Source organism: Niallia sp. FSL W8-1348 (assembly GCF_038006745.1).
In the GTDB taxonomy this organism is placed as follows: Bacteria; Bacillota; Bacilli; order Bacillales; family Cytobacillaceae; genus Niallia; species Niallia alba.
Window position 1 is genome coordinate 228,569 of sequence record NZ_JBBOVV010000003.1, and the last position, 25,287, is coordinate 253,855.

Consider the following 25,287-nt stretch of genomic DNA (forward strand, 5'->3'; position numbering starts at 1 on the left):
CCCTATTCTATCTATTATTCATTCAGATATTTTTCTGCCATAAATTTAATTTGTTCTAATACAATTGGTTGTTCCGCAAATTTATCATGTAATATATACAATAAATTTTTTAATTTATCGTTTTCATTATTTTGTACATATATATCAATCAACAAAGTGGAAAAAGCGAAATATTCATTTAAAGGCATACTCTCCTTCAAGCACTGTTTAAGCACTATTTCAAATTTTTCCTTATCCATTGAATGCTTCATCATTTCTAATTGTGATAAAGTATTGTTGATAATTTTATAGGCTAATCCACTTACCTCATTTTCTTTTTCGTGACCATCTGATTCTATCGGATTCGCTTGGTCTTCTTCAATAGTAATTTCTGCTACTTCGTCCAACATTTCTTTAGCTGAAAAATCTTGCAGTTCCTCTATATTTTCTTGTTCTAAGATTTTTTCATCCTCTATATCCACTTCAGCTAAAACATCGAGTGATAGATCATCCAAATGCTGTTCTTGTTCATTCTTTTCCGATGAAACTGCCACTTCCGATTCCTCGTAAATAGGAAAAGGTATTTCTTCGATTTCATCTTCTTTTCTATCTTCGATTAAATCGATTACAGGAGAAGCATCTTCGTCCAGCATTTTTTCAATTTCAGCGAGATAACTTTTCTCTACTGCTTCATCATCTAATTCCTTATCGAGAATTTCCTGTTCCTCAACAGAAGGATAAATTACTTCCTCTTGCTCGGTTAATTCCAATTTCTCTATTACATCAAGATCAAGTTCCACATCTAAACTGTCGACCGTTTTGTCTAGGGTCACATTCTCTTCATTTATTAAAATTTCTTCAGAATTTATATTTGACACATAGGTAATTATATCCTCTTCTTCTATTACGCTATTCGTTGTTGCTTTGCTATCCTTCACTTCTATTGTTTCTTGAACATTCTCTGTAACTGATTCTGCTACTTCTTCTGACAGTTCAAAAAGAACCTTTGACCAATTTTTCATCAAGAAATAACTTGCAATAATAAGAAATAATAGCATGATTAAAATACTTTGCCAGATAGGAAATAACTCCCTTGACAATATACCGATAGCAGAAACACACAATGCCAAACCAATAGTAATAAATTTCCCGCGATTCGAAAGTCCTAATGGCAATAAATACATGACAGGCACAACTATAACCAAGGACAAAAGCGCCAAAATATATAAACTCATTCACACACCTCCTCTATTCAAATCATTCTCCTAATAATACGACATTTTTTGTAATTTTTCTAAAACTTTTGCATTATTTTTTTGACAATTTTCTTCATATAATAACTACTTAGTATTGTATAATAAGATTAGCATTTTTGAAAGCAGGGGAAAATATGAAAAATTTCAAGCTGATATCTAGTTCAAAGGGATTAACATTAATAGAAGTCTTATTGTCTCTCACTATCCTTAGTATTATCTTATTAGGTATAATGAACTTTTTTAATCAAGCTTATTCGTTCACAAATCTTAACCAGAAAAAGACTGCTGGCATAAATGTTGCTAGAAATGCTTTAACCTATATGGAACAAGCTTCAATGGAAGATTCCTTTCTTAGCATCAAAAACAGAATAGACAAGAATTCAGACACAACAGGAGAGTTATTTGTCTGCAATAATGAGTATAAAGTCATTTGGAATACTGAAACTAATACTTCCTGTACACCTATTAAAATTAATAATATTGATTATCATGTAAATATTAAGCCTACTATAGATGAAAATTACAGTAATTTCTTCATTCCTTTAACGGTAACTGTTACATGGAGTGTGAACAATAAAGAATATAGTACATCCATGGAGGGAGCCATTAAAAGTGAAGATCTTCGATGAAAAAGGAATAACACTATACGAACTGTTGGCAACCATGACGATTCTTGCTATCGTCTTGCCTGTCATTTATGGTGTCTTTCAGTCAGGTTTATCTTTATATAATAAAATTCAAATCGAAGGCCAAATACGTGACGATGCTGATTACGCTGTATCAATGATGATGAATGCCTTTAATAGCATCCCTTTTGATTATGTATCGATTGAAGGGGATACTAAAATTAGCTTATATGATACGGAGCAAACAGTTTTTGAGAGGAATACAAAAGAAAACTCTTCTTTTTATACATATAATAAAGAAGAATTAAAGCCAGAGAACGCAAAAGTGAGAAGCATCGAATTTGTTGACCAACAACTTAATGACCAAACCATTACTTCTGTTTCGATCAATAATCAAATTTTAGAAGGAAGCGGTGATTTTTCTGGTTCTAAAATAAGATTAACGTGTAATAAAACAGCTCAAGGAAATAAAAATCAATGTCTTCGTGGCTTAATCCATGTCACTTTTGTTATCGATCAAGCAAGATTAAATCGACCTTTAACTTTAGAAAGCCAATTTGGCTTTTAAGGAGAATATAATTTATGTTCAAATGGAATCAAAAAGGGAACGCACTTATTACCGTATTATTAATTTCATTGGTTTTCACCACCATTGGTCTCGCAATCGTTGCATCTAGCATAAACAGTACAAAAAGGGTAGAAACGAGAGAAACGGACATAAGCATTACGTACGAAAGCAAAAAAGTTCTCGAAGAAATAACGTATGAAATGGCCAATGCTTTACAATCTTTACCTTTAGACTATAGGCAAATAGATAATCAATATGTCGTTAGTGATACTTTTGATACAAAGCTTGCATCCAGTGTTATTATGCCAACTTTAAATAAAATATTAACAAATCAAACTTATAATAATTCGATTAATTGTCTAAGTGTCGTGGATTTAAGCAATTCTACTACAGTAGATATACCTTCTAATAAAGCTTGCCCTAAGAACACTTACGAAAAGGATACCACTTATTCTATTGATCGAGGTTTAGATTTCACCCGAGTATTAGAAATTATTCTTGTAACGAATAATCCTAACGAAACAGAAGGAAGCATTACAAGAACGTTAAAAAAACGAGTGATTCTATCTCCTTTGCCTAGCTTTTTGAAATATGCGGTTGGCTCCTTTTCAGAGGATGATAAGGAAGGATTACTTATTAATGGATCACCCAATATTAACGGTAATATTTATGCAAATCAGCTCCAAATCAGTGATCGGGCAAAATACCAGCTGAAAAATGGGACTAGACAAGAAAAGGCAGCTCTCCCTCCTTCTGTTACTGGTAATATTTATAGTAGTTCCGCCAATCTATTAACAGAGCTCAAAGCAGATAATTTCTATAAAGGGGAAGTTCCTTCTTTAAATCATGATAGTCAGTTTATTAATATTGACTACAACCGCACCTTTGTCCAACGAATCGATACGATGTTAAGTACAGATGATAATTTAAACAGTATTACTATTGGAGATATAAATGAAGCACCTAATTTGCCAGATCTTCTTAAGAACAAAATAGCTTCGATTGTTAATGGACATTCAAGTGGGGCTGACTTAATCGAAAATGTCCCTCAACAAGAAGCACCATCTTCTGTATTAGGAGATGCTATCAAGCGTCTTTCGAATAGTTTTCAGATTGAAAGCGAGAATAGCCCCTTAGACTTTCAGGAAACAGTTAATATTAATGGAGATACCGTTATTAACAGCAGCAATTATCCGATTACGTTTGAAAAAAAGTTAATTGTTAATGGAGATTTATATTTGGTAAGCAACAGTGATTTAAAGTTAGCTGATAATATTTACGTTTCCGGCGATTTACATTTAATCAATTTTAATGGAGACATGAATTTGCAGGGAAATATCTTTGTTGCTGGTGCTTTAAATATTGAATCTGCTGCCAACAATAAAGTGAATCCCGATAATGGGATAACCCTTAGCGGGGATATTCTCTCAGGAAAGTCTATAAATATCCGTCCTTTGAATACTACGATTTCTTTTAATAGCAATATGATCAGTTTAGATTCATTTACTATTAATGGAGATGAGAAAGATGAAGAATTAGGAGAGAACGATATAATCAAAATTAATTCTGTTGTCTATACATTAAACGACGCCTTTGTTTCGAACATTAATATTCTTGGCTTACCTTATGTAGATAACCGTACAGGTGCTACTCAAATAGGACAGCTTATTTTATTAGCTAAAGAAAAACTAACTATTACAAGAATGAATGAGTTTAATCATTTTAACCCTATGAAAGAATCTGGTTTTCCCTATACACCGGATGAAGAGACTATCATTCAGCCTTTAAAAGCCTTCTTTTATACGGAACAAAGTGCCGAATTATATGGTGTTGGCTCCCTTTTCTATATTAAAGGTGGCGTTTTTGCAAAAGAATCGTTAGAAATAAATGCGATCCGTGCCAATAGAACTTTCTCTATGATTTCTGATATACCAAATTCAAGTGAAGGAATGCTTTCGCGCTTTATTGTTGATTATGATCAGGATGTGTTATTGAGGGGAATAGACGCCCTCCCTATAGTGGATCGACTACAAATAATTCCTGACGACTTTGTTATTGAATAAGTTTATAGTTCGTTCAATTGAAATTGCTTTAAACAAACATTTCTATTTCTACTTATTAAAATGGAGCTCTACCTGTGAGGTAGAGCTCCTTCTATTTATAGGCTTACCAGCGCCCATCGCCGCCTTCTTCACTGCGTTTTTTCACTACTTTAAAGAGGGTAGAGTCTTTTGGCTGGGTACCATCTTTTTGCTTTTCTGCGATTGCAGTTATTTCTGCATATCCAACATCTTTCGCTTTTAAATAGTATTGATCACCTTGCTTGATTACTTCTACTGTATCAGAAGCGTTAGTCAAAACTTCCTCTATATCTTTATCCGTAGCATTAGATGGATGAAAGAGTAACAGATCTTCTACTGCTATAAGATCGGGATTTGTTCCATCGCTTCGTTCAATCGTGTATACTGGCTTTGTAAATGAAATATCGTCCAATTTCACATATGGATCCATAACACGTACTGGAATTCTTTGCACAATATTGGAACCGTCTGTTGTTTTCACAATTAATTCTGTATTTCCGGCTATGTTTCCTGTAATTGTATTTTGGCCAGGAATTAAACTGGAGATAGATGGATTGGCCATGCTTATATCCAAATTCATATTGGAAGCATTACTTGGCTCCACTTTTATCGTAAAATTCTTTGTACCGCCAACATTTACTTCTAAAGGATTAGGCTCAATTGTTATAGAAGTTATTGACCATGCAATCTTAATCTTTTTTACTATCTCGGTATTATTGGCAAACCCACCGGATGCTTTAATCGATATCGTATTTTCGCCTGCTGTTTCAATGCTAATTTTAGCTTCTGGCTTGAAAGTTTTCCAACCTGTACTATTAGAGGCATTATCGATTTTGTAAGCATAAGCAACATCATGTCCTGGAACTTTATTGGTTAAGACAGCATCGATAAACTCCGTTGAAGTGGATCCACTCTTATAGATAGTTGATGTATCTTGACCGATTAATTCAAAATCAGGTAAGAAGTGCAAATAGGCTATACTGTTGTCTGAATAAGTAATTTCGATTGTTTGATTGTTAGAACCCTTTTCAAAGACCATATCTTTGACTGGCTTATTCGCGAGATTGTAGTCATTTGGAAATTCCGTATTAGCTAATTTCTTATTTGTTTCTTGTTCCCGCTTCTCGATAATCCCTGCTGCATCCCCAATATAATTATTAACAGTCGACTCTTTTAATTGCACCTTCATATTCATCGTTTGCGTGGAAGGAGATATTGTTGTTTCATTTGTGTTTGTGAAACGAGAATCTTTAAAATATAAATCTGCTCTTGGCATACTTAAATTATTTACAGCATAATTCACTTTGTACTGAATGGTCTTCGTTATTACAGAGGGCGTAAATTTACCACCCGAATAATTAACTTCATTAGGCAATGTTATTACTGCATATCTGAGTCCATTTTTATTTATCTCTTTTACATTATCTGCTGAAACTAAAGATACGCTGTCTGATAAAGGTTGTTCAATCACTAACTGAGTAAGCTTTCCACTGACTGAATTATTAACAATACCAATCGGATTTAAAATATACTCTACATTAAAATAATTCGTTTTATCGTCAGAATTACTCGTTTTAATTAAATCGTTCAGTTCGTTAACTTCTTTCTTTAAGGTCATAGTGGAAGAAAAACTAGCTGGTGCATCTGCCTTCACTTGAATTGTTGCACTTGTATACTTCGTTTGAGTATTTCCATCCAGATCTTTATATTGCATGACAATATTATCAAATACATATGTTCCTGCTTCACTAAACGTTAGCGGTAAAGACATATCAATTGCCCCTGATGGTTCCTGATTTATCGGAAAAAGAATATCTTTCTTAATAAGGATATCTCCTGCACTATCAGTTGTGGCATTCGCATTGTCCGCTAATTTTACTTTACTCCCATACTTAGAAGCATTAATCTTAATCGTTGTGGAAATGGTTGGTGTAGCAACTTTTTGGGAGATATCCTCAAAAATTTTTGAAATCGTATTTGTAGATGCCTGTTGGGCTGTCACACCTGTTATCTCAGATAATTTACGCAAGTAATTCATATCAACTTCTTTATCTGTTCCGAAACCAATAGAATATAATTTAATATTATTTGCTGCTAACTTATTGACTTCACTATTTATACTAGCATTTATTGCTTTCTGGATATTGTTTAAATCTCTAGAGATTACAGTACCATCAGATCTTGTGGCAGTTGCAGTATTATTTGTATAAATAGTATAAGTTACATTATCTTCTACACTAACTTTTTTAGATTCATATTCAATGCAAATACCAAAAAAGGATCTAATGCATACTTTTTTCGTATCCTCAAAAGTCTCTTTCTGTATCAATGAGGTCGGTTCACCATCCGTGAGAAATATTACATATTTCCCTTCATTGTTATTACCTGATGTAAGAAAAGCATTTGCTTTTTGTATAGATTGAGTATAATTAGTTCCTCCATATGCAGTTAAACTATTTGCCTTATTTTGAATTTCTTTAAGATTTGTATTAACATTATTAAGAACATTACTCCCTTTTATTGGAAAGTTAACTATTTTATCTGTTTCCACATCGCTTGAAAAAGGAATAAGAGCAAAACGATCATTATAATTAGGATTTGTCCCAAAAATATTCACTGCTTCTGCGACAGCGTCTTTTGCACTTTGAAACTTACTTGGATTTTTCCCTAGTTCATCCATTGATCCTGACTTATCAAAAACAAAAACAACATCAACAGGAGTACGGTTAGCATTCGTTGCTTTTCCTACAGGCGTTAAACGTACATCTAAGCTACCTTGAGCTACTCCTGTACTTGGTTTTACAATAACACTTTGAGATGGAGTAACGGTAAAGTTTACTGCAGGTGCTGCTGTAGCAGCTTTTATTTGTATCGGCACAAGTAAAATCAATAAAAATAGAACTATTAAGAATTTACTAGCTAATTTCGTTCTCCTCATATATTGCACCCCTAATCTATAACTCTTTTACTATTTTTGGATTATACAGCTTATAATACTCTATTATAACAAGTACTTTTGTACTAGCATAGATATTTATTATGGAAATAGACTCACTATTAATATAGGCGTTAAGATTAAATTTAACCATAAAAAAAGAACTTCCTAAGGAAGTTCAAAACATTTACTTCACATAACTAGCAACTCGGTTTCGCCCAGCTCTTTTCGCCCCTACATATAACGCTCTATCTGCATGTCTAATTAAAGCTAACGGTTCATCGGCATCTTCAGGAGCACAGGCTAATCCGAGTGATGCGGTAATACTTATCTTTTTTATTTGATTACGATCTTCTATAGTTTGTTTAATAACAAATGGTCTAGAAGCAATCATCTTGCGGATAAATTCGGCAAAATCAAGCGCTTCTTTCTTCGCTATATTGCTTAATAAGATAACAAACTCTTCACCGCCATATCTTGCAACTACTCCATGGTCACCAATGAGATTTTCAATCCTTTTGGCAAAAGCTTTTAAAATCTCATTTCCTGCCTGATGACCATATTGATCATTTACCGATTTAAAATGGTCAATATCTAACATGATTAGAGCAAGATTGTCCAATTTCTTTTCATTCAATTCAACAAACTGTTCACTTAATATTTTTTCAAAATAGCGGTAATTATACAGCTTTGTTAAAGCACATCTTTCACTATTTTCCTTCGTCTGCTCAAAGTATTTGGCATTTTCTAAAGCAATCGCAAACTGGGTACATAATAAATCTAATACCATTAATTTTATGTCGGCAAATGCCTTCCTTTGTTTGCTCCCAAGTAATAGGACACCAATTACTTTATTATTTTTAATAAGCGGCATACATAATACACTTTGAATTCCTTCAGGCATATACCCCTTATTTATTTTCTGCCAATCCTTCTCCGAATGGTAGGTGCATATTTTCTTTGTGGCTAAAACGGTTCCGCTAATTCCTTCATTTTCTTGCAACGTCTCTGTAAACACAGGTAGCTTCTCTTGTTGCTCTACTCTAGAAATCATTTCTAATTGATTATTTGCATTTACTTGATGAATAAACACAAAATCAACTTTAAATAATTCATATAGTTTAGCAATGAAAAAATCGACCGTTTCATTTACATATAAATTTTGCGAAAGTTGATGACCAATTTCTGCCGTTTTCTTTAAATAATCGTTAGCCGTCTGGCTGGAATGGTAAAGTTTTAAAATTAGAGAGAGGGAGATAAATGGCACACCAATTAAAATCAGAGCAGCAGGTCCAATATATTGATACATAATATATAACGCTATCCCAACTGGATAGGTGATAATTGTGGTGAATATTTCCCAGACCAAATCTTTTGTAAGAAAAGGTTGCTTTCTTTTATATATGAACCGATCAATAAAAAAGATACATAAAGTGTTAAGTAATAAATAAGATATGAGATAAATACTTATTAATCCAAAAGATTTTAGATCGAAGGCTAAATTAAATCCATTTTGACCACCAAGCGTATAGTAAATAACGCCACTAAAAAAGGAAACAAGGAAAAACATGGTCGAATTCATTGGCATGCGAAAGAGTGTCTTTTTATCTAATTTCGCTTGATATAGGACTGCTAATAACGCGATTTGTACGAGGATGATTTCGATAAATAATCCAAATATTAAAAAAACAGATAGGGTAGCCCATTGTAAGAAAAATACGGGGGTACCATTTATCATCATTGGCATACTTGCAACAACTGTCATAAATAATAAAAAGGCAAGAATTTCCCATTCATTTCCGCGAATTTGCGGTGAATACATATGATAAGAGAACCACAAACCGAAAGAGAGAACAAGTGTCCAAACTATCCATATTAATTTTTTATCGCTTGGTTTAACCATTCTCTCTCCCCTTTCATTTATACAAATTGGCTTATTATTTTATATTTTAGTCGACTAATAACAAATTCTATCCTTCTATTATTTCTTTAAAGAGAATATTTTACCATATTCTTAAAATTCCCAAATTTCAAACCTGATAAATATATACTACCCTTTTCTTTCCTAATAATCTATATATTTTTTTGTGAAATAGTTATTTCTTGAAATTATTCCAAAATGTCTTTACTTCGGAAATAAAATACAACGATCCTGTTATAAGTAACATTTCATCCGCTTTACTATTTTCTAATTGATATAGGATGGTTTTTCTCCAATCGCTGCTTTGCTCCTTCAACGGATGATTACTTTCTTCATATAACATACTACTGCCTGCCGCTCTTGGGAAATCAAATGTTACAAAGGTTATCGCTGTTGCAACTTGATCTAGTTTATGAATCATTTTATCTGTTTTTTTATCAGAAAGTGCTGCAAATACAATCTTTTTCTTCTTATCTTTATAACGATTGACTAACACATCTACTAATGCTTCTATCCCTTCTTCATTATGGGCACCATCTACTACTACTAAAGGATTTTCAGAAATAATCTCAAAACGGCCTGGCCATTTGGACAGCAATAAGCCCTTTCGAATATGATCTTCATTAATAGATACATATGTCTCTCGTAATAGCTGAGCACCTATAACTGCCAAAGTAGCATTTTCTACTTGGTGCCTACCAAACATAGTAATCTGCAAATTTATCCAAGTAGAAAAGGAAGACTTTAAACTGAAACATTCAACGGAGGATTCTGTATAATATTCATCGATGGCAAAATTCTTATCTAATAAATAGATTGGAGCTCCCATTTCATATGCTTGTTTGACAATTACATCTCGTGCATCTTTTTGTTTAACAGCCGCAATTATCGGTACTTCCTTTTTAATAATTCCTGCTTTCTCAAATGCAATTTGTGCATATGTATCACCCAAAATTGCTGTATGGTCTAAGCCAATACTTGTAATAATCGATAGTAAAGGAGTGATAATATTAGTTGAATCATATCGACCGCCTAATCCTACCTCATAAATAACGATATCCATTGTATTCATATAAGCAAAATAGTAGAAGGACATTGCCGTTATAATTTCAAATTCTGTTGGTCCACCAATCTCCATTTTATCCATTTCTTCAACAATCGGATATAGTTTACTCGCTAATGCTAGAATTTCTTCATCACTAATTGGATTGCCGTTCACACTGATTCTTTCATTGAATTGTTCTATGTAGGGAGATGTAAAAGTTCCAACTGTTAATCCTGCCTGTTGAAGAATATTTCTTAAGTAGGTAACAGTAGATCCCTTTCCATTTGTTCCACCTATATGAACTGTTTTTATCTGTTTTTCTGGATGGTTTAACTTCTCCATCATCATTTCCATTCTTGTTAACCCAGGCTTTATTCCAAAACGCAAACGAGAATGAATCCAATTTAATGCTTCTTCATAACTATGAAACATCCCTACACCCTCTTTTAAATTTAATTCTTATCTATAACAGCATTTATTTTAAGACAATACACATAAAGAGTATATAACAAAGTACTATTTAGCAGCCTAAATACACAAAAAATCCTACTGGAAATACGAGACAGGCGAGGCCCGACAGTAAGCGCTGGTATTCAAGTCTGCGCCTTTAAAAGTAATCCGTTGTTGAATAGAAGAAGGGTGCCTCAAAGGTTTTGATAGTGGAGACACCCTTCGTTCTACTATGAAATTAACCTTTTAGTTCGTTAATACGTGCTTCTACTGCTGCACGCTTTTCTAAATAGTCTTGCTCTTTTGCTCTTTCTTCGTTAATTACCTTTTCTGGCGCTTTCTTCACAAAGCCTTCATTGCTTAGTTTCTTTTGAACACGTTCTACTTCTTTATTCCATTTCTCTAGCTCTTTTGTTAAGCGAGCAATTTCTTCTTCCATATTAATTAATCCTTCTAATGGAAGAATAATTTCAACACCCGTTACAACAGCAGTCATTGCTTTATCCGGTACAGCAATATCTATATCAATGCTTAATGTTTCTGGGTTACAGAAGCGTTCAATAAAAGATTTATTCTCTATAAGAGTTGTTTTGATTTCTTCATCTTTAGCTTTTAATAAAATGCTGATTTTTTTACTCATTGGTGTGTTTACTTCCGCACGGCTATTACGAACAGAGCGGATGATCTCAACAAGCAATTTCATATCATTTGCAGCCTTATCATCTGTGAAGGCTGGATTAACTTCTGGCCACTTCGCAACTGTAATTGATTCCCCAGCATGCGGAAGGTTTTGCCAGATTTCTTCTGTGATGAATGGCATAAATGGATGTAATAAGCGCATTGTATTATCAAGTACATAAGCTAAAATAGACCGAGTTGTTAGCTTTGCTGCTTCGTCATCCCCATATAATGGAAGCTTCGCCATTTCAATATACCAGTCACAAAAATCATCCCAGATAAAGTTATAAAGAACTCTTCCAACTTCTCCAAACTCATAACGATCTGAAAGACGTGTAACTGTTTCAATTGTTTCATTTAATCTCGTTAAAATCCACTTATCTGCAACTGATTTTTCGCCTGTTAAATCAATTTGATCATATGTTAAACCATCCATATTCATTAACGCAAAGCGGGAAGCATTCCAAATTTTATTAGCAAAGTTCCAAGTCGATTCTACCTTTTCAATGCTGAAACGTAAATCTTGACCTGGTGAGCTTCCTGTTGATAAGAAATAACGTAAGGAGTCTGCTCCATATTTAGCAATAACATCCATTGGATCTACGCCATTTCCTAAAGATTTACTCATTTTGCGACCTTGCTCATCCCGAACAAGCCCATGGATTAATACATCTTTAAACGGTCTTTCTCCAGTGAACTCAATTCCTTGGAAAATCATACGGGATACCCAGAAGAAAATGATATCATAACCAGTTACTAACGCAGCAGTAGGATAATAGCGCTTATAGTCTTCCGCCTCTGTGTCTGGCCAATTTAATGTAGAGAATGGCCATAGTGCGGAACTAAACCATGTATCTAATACATCTGTATCTTGTGTCCAATTTTCAATATCTGTCGGCGCTTCATCGTTCACATAGATTTCGCCTGTTTCCTTGTGATACCAAGCAGGAATTCGATGTCCCCACCAAAGCTGACGAGAAATACACCAATCACGAATATTTTCCATCCAACGCATATACGTATTTTCAAAACGATTTGGTACAAAGTTAACTTTTTCTGCTTCCTTATCTTGCAACGCGATTGCTGCATCAGCTAATGGTTGCATTTTAACAAACCATTGCGTTGATAAATATGGTTCCACTACTGCACCGCTTCGTTCAGAGTGACCAACAGAATGCATATGCTCTTCCATTTTGAATAGAACGCCCAATTCCTGTAAATCTTTGACGATTTGCTTACGACACTCAAAGCGATCCATTCCCTCATATTTACCAGCACGCTCATTCATTGTTCCGTCTTCGTTCATTACAAGAATTCTTTCTAAATTATGACGGTTACCTACTTCGAAATCATTTGGATCATGTGCAGGAGTCATTTTAACAGCACCGGAACCAAAGTCCATTTCTACATAATCATCAGCAACAATCGGAATTTCTCTTCCTACGATTGGCAGAACGACTTTCTTGCCAATTAAATGCTGATATCTTTCATCTTTCGGATGAACAGCAACACCTGAATCACCAAGCATCGTTTCTGGACGAGTTGTTGCTACTTCAATATAACCAGATCCATCTGCTAAAGGATATTTCATATGATAAAATGCACCTTGTACATCTTTGTAGATTACCTCAATATCAGAAAGTGCTGTTTTTGTTGCCGGATCCCAGTTAATAATGTATTCCCCGCGATAGATAAGCCCTTTATTATATAAAGAAACGAAAACTTCACGAACTGCTTTTGAAAGACCTTCATCCAATGTAAATCTTTCTCTAGAATAATCTAGGCCAAGACCTAATTTCGACCATTGGGCACGAATATGGCTTGCATATTCCTCTTTCCATTTCCATGTTTCTTCTACAAACTTTTCACGACCAAGATCATATCTACTAATATTTTGGGCACGAAGTTTTTCTTCTACCTTAGCTTGCGTTGCAATACCAGCATGGTCCATACCAGGCAGCCATAATACATCATAGCCTTGCATTCTTTTCATTCTTGTTAAAATATCTTGTAACGTAGTATCCCATGCATGACCTAAATGCAATTTACCTGTTACGTTTGGTGGTGGGATTACAATTGTATATGGTTGTTTTCCTTCGTCCTGATTAGCCTCAAAAAACTTGCCTTCTAACCACCAATCATAGCGACCCTTTTCAATACTTGCTGGATCATACTTTGTCGGCATGGAGATTTCTTTCATATCCATCCTCATTTCCTCCTAATCCTGTCCTTTGTACTTTTTAAAGCAAATAAAAAAACTCCACTCGTCTTAAAAGGACGAATGGAGTTTTTTCGCGGTACCACCTTTTTTCCAAACACAATAAAATGTATTGGCTCTTTAAAAGATGATATCGGATACTGTCCGTCTTTTACTAATAAGCAAACCGTTCGCAAAAGAAGCTCGAGGGCTACATTCCAATGGGTTGAATGGAAATCTCTCAGCAACTGATTTCCTCTCTTTGAAACAACGGACATTGTACTACTCCCTGTCATTGCCTTAATAATTTATTTTATATATGCTATACTACCGAAAATATCTTATTCTCGTCAATAAGGATTGCCTAATTTTTTTTATTTTATTCATTTCTATTTTTATGTTTGTCATTACAATATGTATAGGAAAAAACAATCGTGCCTATTTAGACACAAAATAATAGACCCAAGTTTTTAATCCTGGGTCTCTGCTTGTTCGGCAGCTTCTTGCTGCGCCTTTTTTTGTCGTTCTATTTCATCGACTCGCATGACGACATATTCTGTATTTTTTAATAGCCAATACTGTTTAAGTAGCTTTTGAGCATATTTCCGTTCATTAATGTCTTTCTTATCTGCTTTCATATATTTCTCGCAAATCCGAATGGCAGGTCCGGGATGGGCTAAATAACTTAAGAACAATAGCATTTCATCATACTTTAATGGATTATGATTAAAATACGTATAAAGCCACTCAATACATTCCTCATTTTGCTTTGGAGCAGTTTTTAATGAACGGGAGAGAAATGGTAGTAAATCATGGCTCGCTGATCCATATTTGGCATTTTCAAAATTAGTAAAGTAGCCATAGCCTCTATCATCATATAGAAAATGCTCTGGGGATAGTTTGCCATGAATGATGGAAACTCTTGCTTTTTCATCTTCCTTTGTTTCTTCATACCATTCTTTTAATTTAGTCTCCGAATATATCAACGCCTGACGAATGTCATGATAATACATGCAAAACATCAATTCAAATGGAGACAAATATTCCTTATTTTCACATTGCTCAATAAAACCATCTAAAAACTCTTGTTCTTTTTCAATATCTAATTGCGTATTTTCGAAATGCTCTTGTCGATCTTCCTTATCAATTTTCACATCTTTAGAAGTTAAAATATGAAGTCTTGCAAGCTCACGAAACATTTGTTGATGTTTTTTGAAATATGTTTCTCTTTCCTCATTTGGCAGCCAAGGCATTAAATAATACAGTTTGTTGTCATAAAGAATAGCATATCTGCCATCCACAGCTGGATAAATCGGAACAATCCTGTTATAGCCTTTTTGATAAAGTGTTCGTATATGACGTGTGAAATCAGCACCATTATGAGGATCAATCCGTTTTAATGCAAAAGTGCCTTTATTGCTGTATATCTTGGCTACTTTGCCAAACTCTTCTACGAAATTTGGCTCTACTGCATATGGTTTTAAAATAGGTGTATATTTCTTTAATATGTTTTTTTCATTCATATCCGCCCACACTTTCTTATAAAGTGAAACAGCCATCTTATCCCTTTCTTTAGATGGTTAGGTGAACAAATTGGGCCTTTACTTACAACATGAAAATAGCTTATTTGATAAGCTCTGGAATAGTTCCTATTCAATTTTCAATTTGCTCTGTAAAACACTCGTTTTTCCCCCTCTAAAACAGTTGAAAAAATCCAAAAGAAAACAGTCAAGCAGGAAAGCACCTGCCTGCTGTTTGTTTTTTATTTCTCTACAAAGTCTCCCGGAATATATAAGACTTGCCCCTCATACACATCTTGATTGGCTTCCATTCTATTTTCCTTCAACAATGCATGAATATTTACATTATAGCGATTGCTTAATTTTTCTAATGTATCACCTTGCTGAACAATGCAAACCTTCACTTTCGCATGCTTTTCTTCTTCTTTTCTAGCAAAGAATTCTGTAAAGGTGAGTGATTTCTTTTTGCTAAATAGTCCTTTTTTCTTTTTAGGCTCTTCATTAGGAGAAGATGATGATTCTAGTTCTTCTTCCAGAGCTACCTCCTCTTGCTTGGCTAAAGAGGAAGATTCTTGTTGCGGCTTTTGAAAAACTTCTTCTGCAGAATATACACTTTCCTCACTTCTGAATAAAGAAATTTTCATCTCTGGAGCTGTAGAAGTAGATTCTTCTTTTAGTGCAGGCTCTATAGAAGTAAGCTCCTCTTCTCTAGAAATCTCAGAAAAATAAGGCACATTTGCGTTTTCGTTTGTGCTCCATTCGTCGTCTTCTTCTGGTGTCTTTCTAACTTCCAATTCAAATGGAGTATATAAATCATCCTCCGCTTCCTTTTCTGCACGCTGTTCTTCCAATAATGGGCTAACATTTTGGAATGGACTAACAGCAATTTCAACAGGTTCTTCTAGTGAATCTGCTTCAGCCTCCTCTGCCACTGGACTGCGCCAAACTAGTTCCAATTCCTCTTCTACTTCCTCTGCTGCTACATCTTCTTCTACTTCCGCCTCTTCAGAAGCGAGACCTGAAATAGTTAAATCGGCTGTTAAATTTAAACAACTTCTTTCTGGAAAGACATAATCAAACGTATCAATCTCTATTTCTACATCATTGATACTTGTGACTCTTGTAAGGGGAATCGTAATATCTACAGGGAAATGATGTAAAAATTCACATACCCCTTCCTCTCTCTCCATTACAGAATGAATTAATTTAGGTGCCTTAAAGGCCTCCTCTTCTTCTTGTTCTCCCTCATTATAGCGCTTGTATTCACCACTTAGCTCTAAAGAGCCCTGAATGATAATATACTGATCGTTCTCTTGGATTGTTATATTGGGATCAAGTGAAATGGAAAGCAGATCTGCTACTTCCTGTCCTTTTTGAAACCAGACTGACTCTTCCAACGAAAACCGTAAGATAGACGAATTTTCTTGAGACAAAGCGACTCCTCCTCTCATTCCTTTCACGTATATATCACTATTGTCTTTAAAAACTTATGATTGTCTGTAACACTTTATGAATATTTCTTTCATTTGTTTGTCTCAACAAGAAAGGAATTTAAAGAATCACCATTCAAATAAACTTATTTTTCTGAATTCATACACCAAATTGTTAAAACTAATTGCATTTTCTACCGCTTTTTTTAATAAATGTCTTATATAATAATAAAAGCAGATTTCCAAGTTAACAAAATTAAATAAATTGGAAATGTAGACCAATTTATAATTTTTATCTAGGCTGGTTTCTACAAGATTGTTGCTTTTTCAATAGGAAAAATAAATTAAGCGAAGTTTATTCTGGCTGTAGATCATTGCAACAAACTTTACAAAACAGCCTTTATCTAAAAAGGAGGTTCTAAAATGGCTTTTTCCGTGCTAATGTATCACGAAATAAGAAAAGAGGAAGATTTTCAAGCATCCGAGCAGCATCCAATCGATGTAAAGCAAGATTATAATGATTTCTTGCCTTCCCCCCTTTTCATTACATTAGAAAAATTTGAACAGCAAATGGAGTATTTATTTAACAATGATTTTCACCCTTTAACTTTAGATGAAGTAAAGGCATATTACGAAGGAGGTCCTTTACCAAAAAAATCAGTATTACTTACTTTTGATGACTGCTTTCAATCTATAAAAGAATATGCGTATCCGATTCTAAAAAAATATCAATTTCATGCAACAGCATTTGTTGTAACAGGCTGGTTGCATGATAGTAAAAGCAAGTTTGAAAAAGAAAAATCTGTCTGTTTATCTATAAACGATCTAAGTGAAATGACGGATGTTTTTGAATATGCCAACCACACTCATTATATGCATGTCCGAACAAGTGAGTCAGAAAGTCTATTAATGACATCCAGAAAAGAAGACTTTGCTAAAGACCTAGATGTATGTAATAACCATTCGCTAATCAAACATAAAAATGTATTCGCCTATCCATTTGGTTTATTTAACGAATCCAATGTTTCTACTTTAAAAGAAAAAGAGTTTAAACTTGCCTTCACTTGTGAAAATGGTCACAATGATAAGCAAACTGATCCACTTTTATTAAAAAGAAATGCTATTCCCTTTTTAATGGACATAGAGACATTCAAAAAAATTGTAACAAACTAGGAGAAAAAAAGATGAAAAAAATAATGACGCTAACCTTATTATTAGTATTTGTTTTATTTACTGCTGCTTGTGGAAATACCACTACAACCAAAACAGATAATAAAGAAAGCAATAACACAGAAAAACCATCTGGTGAAGAGCTAACCATCGGAATATTACCGGCAGAATCTGCGATACCTATTATTTTAGCAAAGGAAAATGGCTACTTTGCCAAAGAAGGAATAAACGTATCAATAAAGTCCTTCTCCGCTCCAACAGATCGAAATGTTGCAATCCAAGCGAGTGAATTAGATGGTACAATCGCTGATGTAATGACAGCAGCAGCATTTATGGAAAATGGTATTAAGATGAAGATTACTTCCGATATAAGTGAAGATTTCAAAATTCTCTCCTCTCCCAATTCAGGAATTACAGAGATGAAAGATTTAAATGGAAAAAATGTTTCATTAGTGCCGAACTTTATCTTGGAATATATTATGGATGATTTCGCAGCTAAAGAAGACTTCACTTATAATATCGTTGAAATTCCTTCTTTTTCTGGTCGTGCAGAGGCACTGATTGCAGATAAAGTAGATGGAGTTGTCTTTACAGAACCACAGGCTAGTATGCTAGTTAGCCAAGGAGCCCACCTTTTAGGAAGCTCAGCAGATGCAGGAATTAAAGGAGGAACGATTCTTTTTTCAGAAGAAATGGTTTCTTCCAAGTCAGCAGATATCAAAGCTTTCTATAAAGCTTATAATGAAGCCATTGACTATATGAATAATACGAAGGCTGAAGAATACGGCGATATACTAACTAAATATCAATTCCCTGATGCTATGAGCAACTATTTATCTACAAAGGAAAACTTTCCATATGCAGGTGCAGTTCCAAAGGACTCCTTTGATTCGATTGTTCAATGGACAAAAGCTAAAGGGCAAATTAAGAAAAACTATTCTTATGAAGAATTAACAGACTTCACTTTGTTACCATAGACTCAGGAACTAGCGAGACAGGCGACAACATTTCGAAAAACAGCCTTTACCGTTTAAATCAAAAAAGAAGCTGGGACATAAGTATTTTCAACTAAATAACCCCGAACGATTATACTACATGCAAAGTTTGGGGTTTTATTATTTTTAAGAAAAAAGGTTTGTGGTGATCACCCGCAGCCTGAATACACTTCGCTTTCCATGGGGCGAGCGCCAAGCCTCCTCGTTCCTGCGGGGTCTTGGACTTTCTCGCAGCTCCCATAGGAGTCTACGTGTATTCCGTCTGCTTCGTATTTCCCACTAATTATATTTTCTTTTAAAAAAATGATGGAACGAAATAACCTTTAAAAACGGAGTGAAATGGAGCGAAGGACACTCGGGCTCCTGCGAGAAGTAGAGCAATCTTTAGACCTCACACGCTTTAGCCGAGGGAGGTCTAAAGATTGCTCCCTGGCGCATAGAGTGGCTGTAGCGTAATGGAACGAGTTGGTTTCGCTACTAACTGAGAGATTATTCGTCTTTATCTATTATATATTTTTTTCCCAGCCTCTTTACTTATGATTCCAAGGTGTAACTTTTAATTCTAATTTATCTAATAAGATAAATAATAATAAACCAATACATCCTAAGGTCACAATCCCTGCAAACATTTCTTCATAATTCATTTTCGTCCATGCACTGATTATATAGTAGCCAATCCCATAAGTTGTTGCATAGTTTTCTGCAAAAAATAATGTCGCTAAACTAATCCCTATACTAATTCTTATTCCCGTAAATATCGCTGGAAGCACACTTGGGAAAATTAAATAGATTAGTTGCTGATATATGGGGGCCTGAAAACCTTGCATCACCTTGTAATAACTTGATGGTATTTGTAATACCCCATCTCTAACCGATAAAATGATCTGGAAAACAATAATCCAAATTATTAGCGTTATTTTAGACTGGTTTCCCAGCCCATATAAAATCATAAATATCGGTAGAAACGCTACTTTGGGTATTGGATATATATAATATAAAAAAGGTGATAACAAGGTATTGATCCTCTTGTTTTTCCCTAAAATAATTCCCAATGGGACTCCTATTAACAAAGAAATAAAAAGGGCAATGATAATTCTCAATAAACTAGCTCCTGCATGCAGAAGCAACATATATTTTTCGTTCCACATATAAATAACTGTTAAAAATGGTGATGGGATGGTATGGGACTGTAACAAAAAATAGACAATATACCAAAATAAACTGACACTTATAAAACCTATGATCAATTGATTTCTAATGATTCTCTTCATTCCTGTACCACCGCTAATCTTTTTCGAACATCAATACATGCTTTATAAAAGGACAAATTTTCTTTCGCTCTATCGACTCCAAATAGCGGATTAGCGATAGTCTCGATGTCTCCATTATCCCGTAGCAATAAAATATACTCCCCAAGAAGTACTGCTTCTTCTATATTATGAGTAACAAAAAGTAACGTGGTTTGCCTTTTTTCAACCTGCTCGGATATTAACTGTTGAATTTGTTCTTTTGTCATCTCATCTAATGTAGAAGTCGGCTCATCCATTAACAACAAATCAGGTTCAGTAATTAATGTTCTTGCTAATGCCACCCTTTGCTTTTGTCCTCCACTTAACTCTGCCGGATATTTATGCTCCATTCCACTTAATCCAACTTCTCTTATTAACGCTGTTACTTTTTCCTTTATTTCCTGTTTCGACTTCCGTTTATCTAATTTTATTGGCATCGAAATAGCATCACAAACTTTTAGCCAAGGAAAAAGACCTAAGTCTTGAAACATGAATCCAATATCCTTGCTTGGATGCTGAATTCGGTTCCCTTCGATTAGCACTTCTCCTTCAGTTGGTATCAGTAAACCAGCGAGAAGGTGGAGGAATGTACTTTTACCAACTCCAGACTTACCGATTAATGCATATGATTTACTCTTTTTTAGCGTCAGATTTATCTTATTTAAAATTGTATTATTATCATAAGTAAAAGTAACTTGCTCCATCTTTACAAATGAATCCATGAAATATCCCTTCTTGTCCTTATTACTAGTTGCATCATATCATAATAACCATATTTTCATAAAGTGGCAAAAAATCGACAGTTCTGAATGATTCATTGGAAATAAGAAAATATCTTTAGTTAAAATTGCTCAACCTAAAGAAAACTTCCATCAGTGTAATAAATGAAAGCAGCCTAAATCCAAGTAGACGTCCCAGGATTTAGGCTGCTCAGTATTTCTAAATAATGAATTTTCTATTGAAAACAATAATCTCCTAGAAAATTGCCTATTATTTAAGCTTTCAACGTAGAAAAAGCTTGTTCTGCAGCACGAATTGTGTGTTCAATATCCTCATCTGTTAATGCTGTGGACAAGAACATTCCTTCAAATTGAGAAGGAGGCAGAAATACTCCTTGTTCTAACATGCTATTATAAAAGGCAGAAAAGTAATCAAGATTAGACGTTTTAGCACTTTCATAATCTTTTACATCTTCATTGGTAAAGAAGAAACCAATCATAGAACCAGCGCGATTTACTGTGAACGGAATATCATATTTTCCAGCAGCTTCTTTCAAGCCTTCTTCCAAACGATCTGCTTTTTCAATAAATATTTTATACGTATCTGGTGTTAATTGAGATAATGTCTCAAATCCAGCTGTCATGGCAAGTGGATTACCTGATAATGTACCTGCTTGATAAATTGGTCCACTTGGTGCAATTTGATTCATAATTTCTGCTTTTCCTCCATATGCACCAACAGGTAAGCCTCCACCAATTACTTTACCTAAACAAGTAATATCAGGGCTAATACCAAAATAGCCTTGGGCACAACCGTAGTCCACACGGAAACCGGTCATTACTTCATCAAAAATAAGCAAAGCCCCATATTCTGTCGTAACATCACGCAGACCTTGCAAAAATCCTGGCTTCGGAGGAACTACCCCCATATTTCCTGCAACTGGCTCAGCAATAATTGCCGCAATGTCTTCTCCATACATAGAGAATGCATATTTAACACTTTCTAAATCATTATAAGCAACCGTAATTGTATTTGCAGCCACGCTTTCGGGAACTCCAGGGCTATCTGGTAAACCAAGTGTTGCTACACCAGAACCAGCCTTAATAAGCAAGGAATCGCCATGACCATGGTAACAACCTTCAAATTTAATAATTTTATTTCTACCTGTATAGCCACGCGCTAAACGGATCGCACTCATTGTAGCCTCTGTACCAGATGAAACCATGCGAATAATTTCAATGCTTGGTACCCTCTCTTGTACAAGAGCAGCAAGTTGATTTTCAATTAGGGTAGGAGCACCAAAGCTAGTCCCTTTTTCTGCAACTTTTTTGATAGCTTCGACTACTTGATCATCCGCATGTCCTAAAATAAGTGGACCCCATGATAAGACATAATCAATATATTCATTGCCATCAATATCATAAATTTTAGATCCTTTACCCGCATCCATAAAGACAGGGTTTCTTTTAACTGATTTAAATGCACGTACAGGGCTATTTACCCCTCCTGGCATTAATTCTACTGCTTCTTTATATGCAGCTTCAGATTTTTGATAGGAACGCATATGAGTTTCCTCCCTTATTGTTCTTTTAACATACGTGCAACATCTTTAGCAAAATAAGTTATGATTAAATCTGCTCCTGCACGTTTCATACTAATCATTGTTTCCATAATAATTCTATCTTCATCAATCCAGCCATTTTTTGCTGCCGCTTTGACCATGCTGTATTCTCCACTAACATTATAAGTAACAATCGGCAAATTCCATTCATTCTTCATGTCTCGAACAATATCTAAATAAGGGAGACCCGGCTTAACAATTAGGAAATCTGCTCCTTCTACTACATCACTTTCTGCTTCTCGGAATGCCTCCAGGCGATTTGCAGGATCCATTTGATAAGCTTTACGATCCCCAAATTGCGGTGTACTATCAGCCGCTTCTCGGAATGGACCGTAAAAAGCAGATGCGTATTTCACGCCATAGCTCATGATTGGAACATCAAGAAAACCTGCTTCATCTAATCCTTTTCTAATTGCAGCAACAAATCCATCCATCATATTAGAGGGGGCAATAATATCTGCTCCTGCAGCAGCTTGACTTACAGCTGCTTTTACAAGCAATTCTAGTGATTCGTCATTTAATACTCTTCCTGCTTCAATTACCCCACAATGTCCATGGCTTGTATACTCACATAAACATGTATCAGCAATAACAACCATTTCTGGATAGTTTGCTTTGATATACTTAATTCCTTCTTGGACAATCCCATGGTCATGAAATGCTTGTGTCCCACATTCATCTTTTTCTTTTGGAATTCCGAATAATAACACTGATTTAATTCCTAATGCTTGAACCTCATCCAGTTCCTCTTGCAAACGATCAATGGAAAATTGATAAATTCCCGGCATAGAGGAAATCTCCGTTTTGACATTTTCCTCTTCTGTAATAAACAATGGGTAGATTAAATCATCAATATGTACATATGTCTCTCTTACTAATGCTCTCATATTTGCAGATTGTCTTAATCTGCGGTGACGCTTAAATTCAGCCATCTTCTTTACCTCCATCTTTATTTGTTACGACTGTTTTCGTATCGTTGGTGTTATTACCCGTAGCTGCGGTCTGCTATCGCTTGCAAGGTCTCAAGACTGTCTCGCTATTTTCACAGAAGTATTCGCGTATTCCGGCTGCTCCATTTTTCCTATTGAAAAAACAACAGTCTTTTAGAAAACAGTCTTTGTTAAATAGTGCACTAAATGTTTCAGGATACTGTCAGTTGTATACGGTTTTGCCGTAATTGTTACATGTAAGCCGTAGCTATGCAATGTATCAGTCGTAACTGGTCCAATACTAACAACAATACAGCTTTCCAGTTTCTCTATTAAGTGATGTTTTTTCATTACCTGCATGAAATGATGAGCTGTGGAAGAACTTGTAAAGATCAATACATCTAAATCTTTCTTCCTTACTTCTTTTACAAGCAGTTCTTCACTTTCTGTCGGAAAGTATGTTTCATATAATACCGCTTCATCAACTAGAAGGCCAGCTTCTTTTAATTCCTCCGCTATATAGTCCCTTGATCTATTTCCTTTTATAAGCAGAATTTGCTGACCTCTTTCAAGCTCTGGAATAAATTCTTCGATAAACTGCTCGGCAACAAATTCACTTGGAATAAAATTAGCCTGGAACCCATAATGGGAAACAGCAGCTGTCGTTTTTTCACCAATTACTGCAATTTTAGCAGTAATTGGGACATGCATTTTTTCTATTTCTTTAAAAAAAGCCTCTACTCCATTACGGCTCGTAAAGACAAGCCAATCATATGCTTTTTCTTTTAAAGAAGTCATTACTTCATCTGGAAGTTGTTTTTCTCGAAACGCGATTAAAGGCACTTCAACAGGAAATCCGCCTAAATCAAAAATTCGCTTTGATAAGACACTCGCTTGTTTCTTTGCGCGGGGAACGAGAATTTTCTTTCCGAGAAGCAAATTAGCCATCAATAATGTTCTCCTCTTTTAACTGATCAATTAATGCTTTCGCACCCTTTTCCGTTAAAATTGTTGCTGCTTGTTCCCCTACTTCTACAGGGTTTTTGCCTGTTACTTCTTCTTTAAAAATAAGTTTCCCATCTGGAGAAATGACTAAGGCAGTTAGTGCTACTTCATCATCTTTTACTTGTGCAAAACCTGCGATTGGCACTTGGCAACCGCCTTCCATGCGCTGCAAAAATGCTCTTTCCGCATAAACGGTACGAGTAGTATCTTGATTAGACAACTTACTTAAAAGTTCTAATACTTCTTTATCATCTTCTCGACACTCAATAGCAAGGGCGCCTTGGCCAACTGCCGGCAAGCATATTTCTGGATCTAAAAATTCTGTAACAACGTCGCTTGTCCATCCCATTCTTGCTAATCCAGCAGCAGCTAAGATAATAGCATCATATTCTTCTGTTTCTAACTTATTAAGACGGGTATCAATATTTCCGCGAATCCATTTGATTTCAAGATCAGGTCTAACCGCCAGTAATTGCGCCCCTCGACGCAAACTACTTGTCCCAATTATTGCACCTTCTCGTAAATCTTTTAAAGAAATATGATTTTTACTAATTAAGGCATCTCGATAATCTTCACGCTCAGGAATACAGCCAATTGTTAACCCTTTTGGAAGCTCGGCTGGCATGTCCTTCATACTGTGGACAGCAATATCTATCTCCTTATCAAGCATGCTTTGTTCTATCTCTTTAACAAATAGCCCCTTTCCTCCAACCTTGGATAAAGTGACATCTAAGACAACATCTCCCTTTGTAACAACTTCTTTTACTTCAAATTCAAAAGAAGAATCTAATTTCTTGAGCTGATTAATTACCCAGTTCGTTTGAGTAATTGCTAGCTTACTTTTCCTTGAACCAACAATTATTTTACGCATA

At 35.0% G+C, this 25,287-nt stretch carries 18 protein-coding genes and 1 other annotated feature; of the genes, 5 read left to right on the plus strand and 13 right to left on the minus strand.

The window, feature by feature from the left end; all coding sequences use genetic code 11:
- Positions 1–14: 14 nt before the first annotated feature.
- The gene (locus NST60_RS23890; RefSeq protein WP_341100563.1) at positions 15–1,214 is read right to left on the minus strand and encodes a hypothetical protein; all 1,200 of its coding nucleotides are present in this window, start codon (positions 1,212–1,214) and stop codon (positions 15–17) included.
- A gap of 155 nt (positions 1,215–1,369) precedes the next feature.
- On the opposite strand from NST60_RS23890, the gene NST60_RS23895 reads away from it, so the two are divergent.
- Genes NST60_RS23895 through NST60_RS23905 form a run of 3 tightly spaced genes read left to right on the plus strand, consistent with a single transcriptional unit; the run spans position 1,370 to position 4,492 of the window.
- On the plus strand, positions 1,370–1,864 hold the full coding sequence (locus NST60_RS23895; protein WP_016201725.1) for a type IV pilus modification PilV family protein: 495 nt from the start codon (positions 1,370–1,372) through the stop codon (positions 1,862–1,864).
- Complete coding sequence (locus NST60_RS23900; protein ID WP_016201726.1) at positions 1,848–2,429, plus strand: PilW family protein; 582 nt, start codon at positions 1,848–1,850, stop codon at positions 2,427–2,429. The genes NST60_RS23895 and NST60_RS23900 overlap by 17 nt, the downstream gene beginning before the upstream one ends.
- 14 nt (positions 2,430–2,443) lie before the next feature.
- Positions 2,444–4,492 carry a hypothetical protein gene (locus tag NST60_RS23905; protein WP_016201727.1) on the plus strand — a complete coding sequence of 683 codons (2,049 nt, stop codon included), beginning with the start codon at positions 2,444–2,446 and terminating at the stop codon, positions 4,490–4,492.
- A 103-nt stretch (positions 4,493–4,595) separates the two neighbouring features.
- On the opposite strand, the gene NST60_RS23910 is transcribed toward NST60_RS23905, so the two are convergent.
- The 6 genes from NST60_RS23910 to spoVID form a co-directional block, all read right to left on the minus strand.
- On the minus strand, positions 4,596–7,448 hold the full coding sequence (locus NST60_RS23910; RefSeq protein ID WP_341100568.1) for a vWA domain-containing protein: 2,853 nt from the start codon (positions 7,446–7,448) through the stop codon (positions 4,596–4,598).
- A 184-nt stretch (positions 7,449–7,632) separates the two neighbouring features.
- On the minus strand, positions 7,633–9,348 hold the full coding sequence (locus NST60_RS23915; RefSeq protein ID WP_101730720.1) for a sensor domain-containing diguanylate cyclase: 1,716 nt from the start codon (positions 9,346–9,348) through the stop codon (positions 7,633–7,635).
- Between the two features lie 193 nt (positions 9,349–9,541).
- Complete coding sequence (locus NST60_RS23920; protein WP_341100570.1) at positions 9,542–10,843, minus strand: bifunctional folylpolyglutamate synthase/dihydrofolate synthase; 1,302 nt, start codon at positions 10,841–10,843, stop codon at positions 9,542–9,544.
- Between the two features lie 256 nt (positions 10,844–11,099).
- Complete coding sequence (locus tag NST60_RS23925) at positions 11,100–13,745, minus strand: valine--tRNA ligase (protein WP_328019628.1); 2,646 nt, start codon at positions 13,743–13,745, stop codon at positions 11,100–11,102.
- A 64-nt stretch (positions 13,746–13,809) separates the two neighbouring features.
- Positions 13,810–14,041, minus strand: a binding site (T-box leader).
- Between the two features lie 165 nt (positions 14,042–14,206).
- Positions 14,207–15,295: a spore coat protein YsxE gene (ysxE, locus tag NST60_RS23930; protein WP_016201734.1), complete on the minus strand. Its 1,089-nt coding sequence runs from the start codon at positions 15,293–15,295 to the stop codon at positions 14,207–14,209.
- A 203-nt stretch (positions 15,296–15,498) separates the two neighbouring features.
- Entirely contained in the window at positions 15,499–16,689 is a 1,191-nt protein-coding gene (gene spoVID / locus NST60_RS23935; protein ID WP_341100575.1) for a stage VI sporulation protein D, read from the minus strand.
- A gap of 420 nt (positions 16,690–17,109) precedes the next feature.
- Here spoVID and NST60_RS23940 point away from each other — a divergent pair, with 420 nt between their 5' ends.
- Positions 17,110–17,859 (plus strand): polysaccharide deacetylase family protein, encoded by a 750-nt coding sequence (locus NST60_RS23940; protein ID WP_328019630.1) that lies wholly within the window; start codon positions 17,110–17,112, stop codon positions 17,857–17,859.
- 11 nt (positions 17,860–17,870) lie between these two features.
- Positions 17,871–18,833, plus strand: a complete 963-nt coding sequence (locus NST60_RS23945; RefSeq protein WP_016201737.1) for an ABC transporter substrate-binding protein — start codon at positions 17,871–17,873, stop codon at positions 18,831–18,833.
- Positions 18,834–19,381: 548 nt separating this feature from the next.
- Here the strand turns inward: NST60_RS23945 and NST60_RS23950 are convergent.
- The 6 genes from NST60_RS23950 to hemC form a co-directional block, all read right to left on the minus strand.
- Positions 19,382–20,122: an ABC transporter permease subunit gene (locus NST60_RS23950; RefSeq protein ID WP_101730715.1), complete on the minus strand. Its 741-nt coding sequence runs from the start codon at positions 20,120–20,122 to the stop codon at positions 19,382–19,384.
- The gene (locus NST60_RS23955) at positions 20,119–20,862 is read right to left on the minus strand and encodes an ABC transporter ATP-binding protein (protein ID WP_341100578.1); all 744 of its coding nucleotides are present in this window, start codon (positions 20,860–20,862) and stop codon (positions 20,119–20,121) included. Before NST60_RS23955 ends, NST60_RS23950 begins: the two co-directional genes overlap by 4 nt.
- A gap of 272 nt (positions 20,863–21,134) precedes the next feature.
- Complete coding sequence (hemL, locus tag NST60_RS23960) at positions 21,135–22,424, minus strand: glutamate-1-semialdehyde 2,1-aminomutase (protein ID WP_101730713.1); 1,290 nt, start codon at positions 22,422–22,424, stop codon at positions 21,135–21,137.
- Between the two features lie 14 nt (positions 22,425–22,438).
- Positions 22,439–23,413, minus strand: a complete 975-nt coding sequence (gene hemB / locus NST60_RS23965; protein ID WP_016201741.1) for a porphobilinogen synthase — start codon at positions 23,411–23,413, stop codon at positions 22,439–22,441.
- Positions 23,414–23,584: 171 nt separating this feature from the next.
- Positions 23,585–24,358, minus strand: a complete 774-nt coding sequence (locus NST60_RS23970; RefSeq protein ID WP_101730711.1) for a uroporphyrinogen-III synthase — start codon at positions 24,356–24,358, stop codon at positions 23,585–23,587.
- On the minus strand, positions 24,351–25,286 hold the full coding sequence (hemC, locus tag NST60_RS23975; RefSeq protein WP_016201743.1) for a hydroxymethylbilane synthase: 936 nt from the start codon (positions 25,284–25,286) through the stop codon (positions 24,351–24,353). The genes NST60_RS23970 and hemC overlap by 8 nt, the downstream gene beginning before the upstream one ends.
- Position 25,287: the final 1 nt, after the last annotated feature.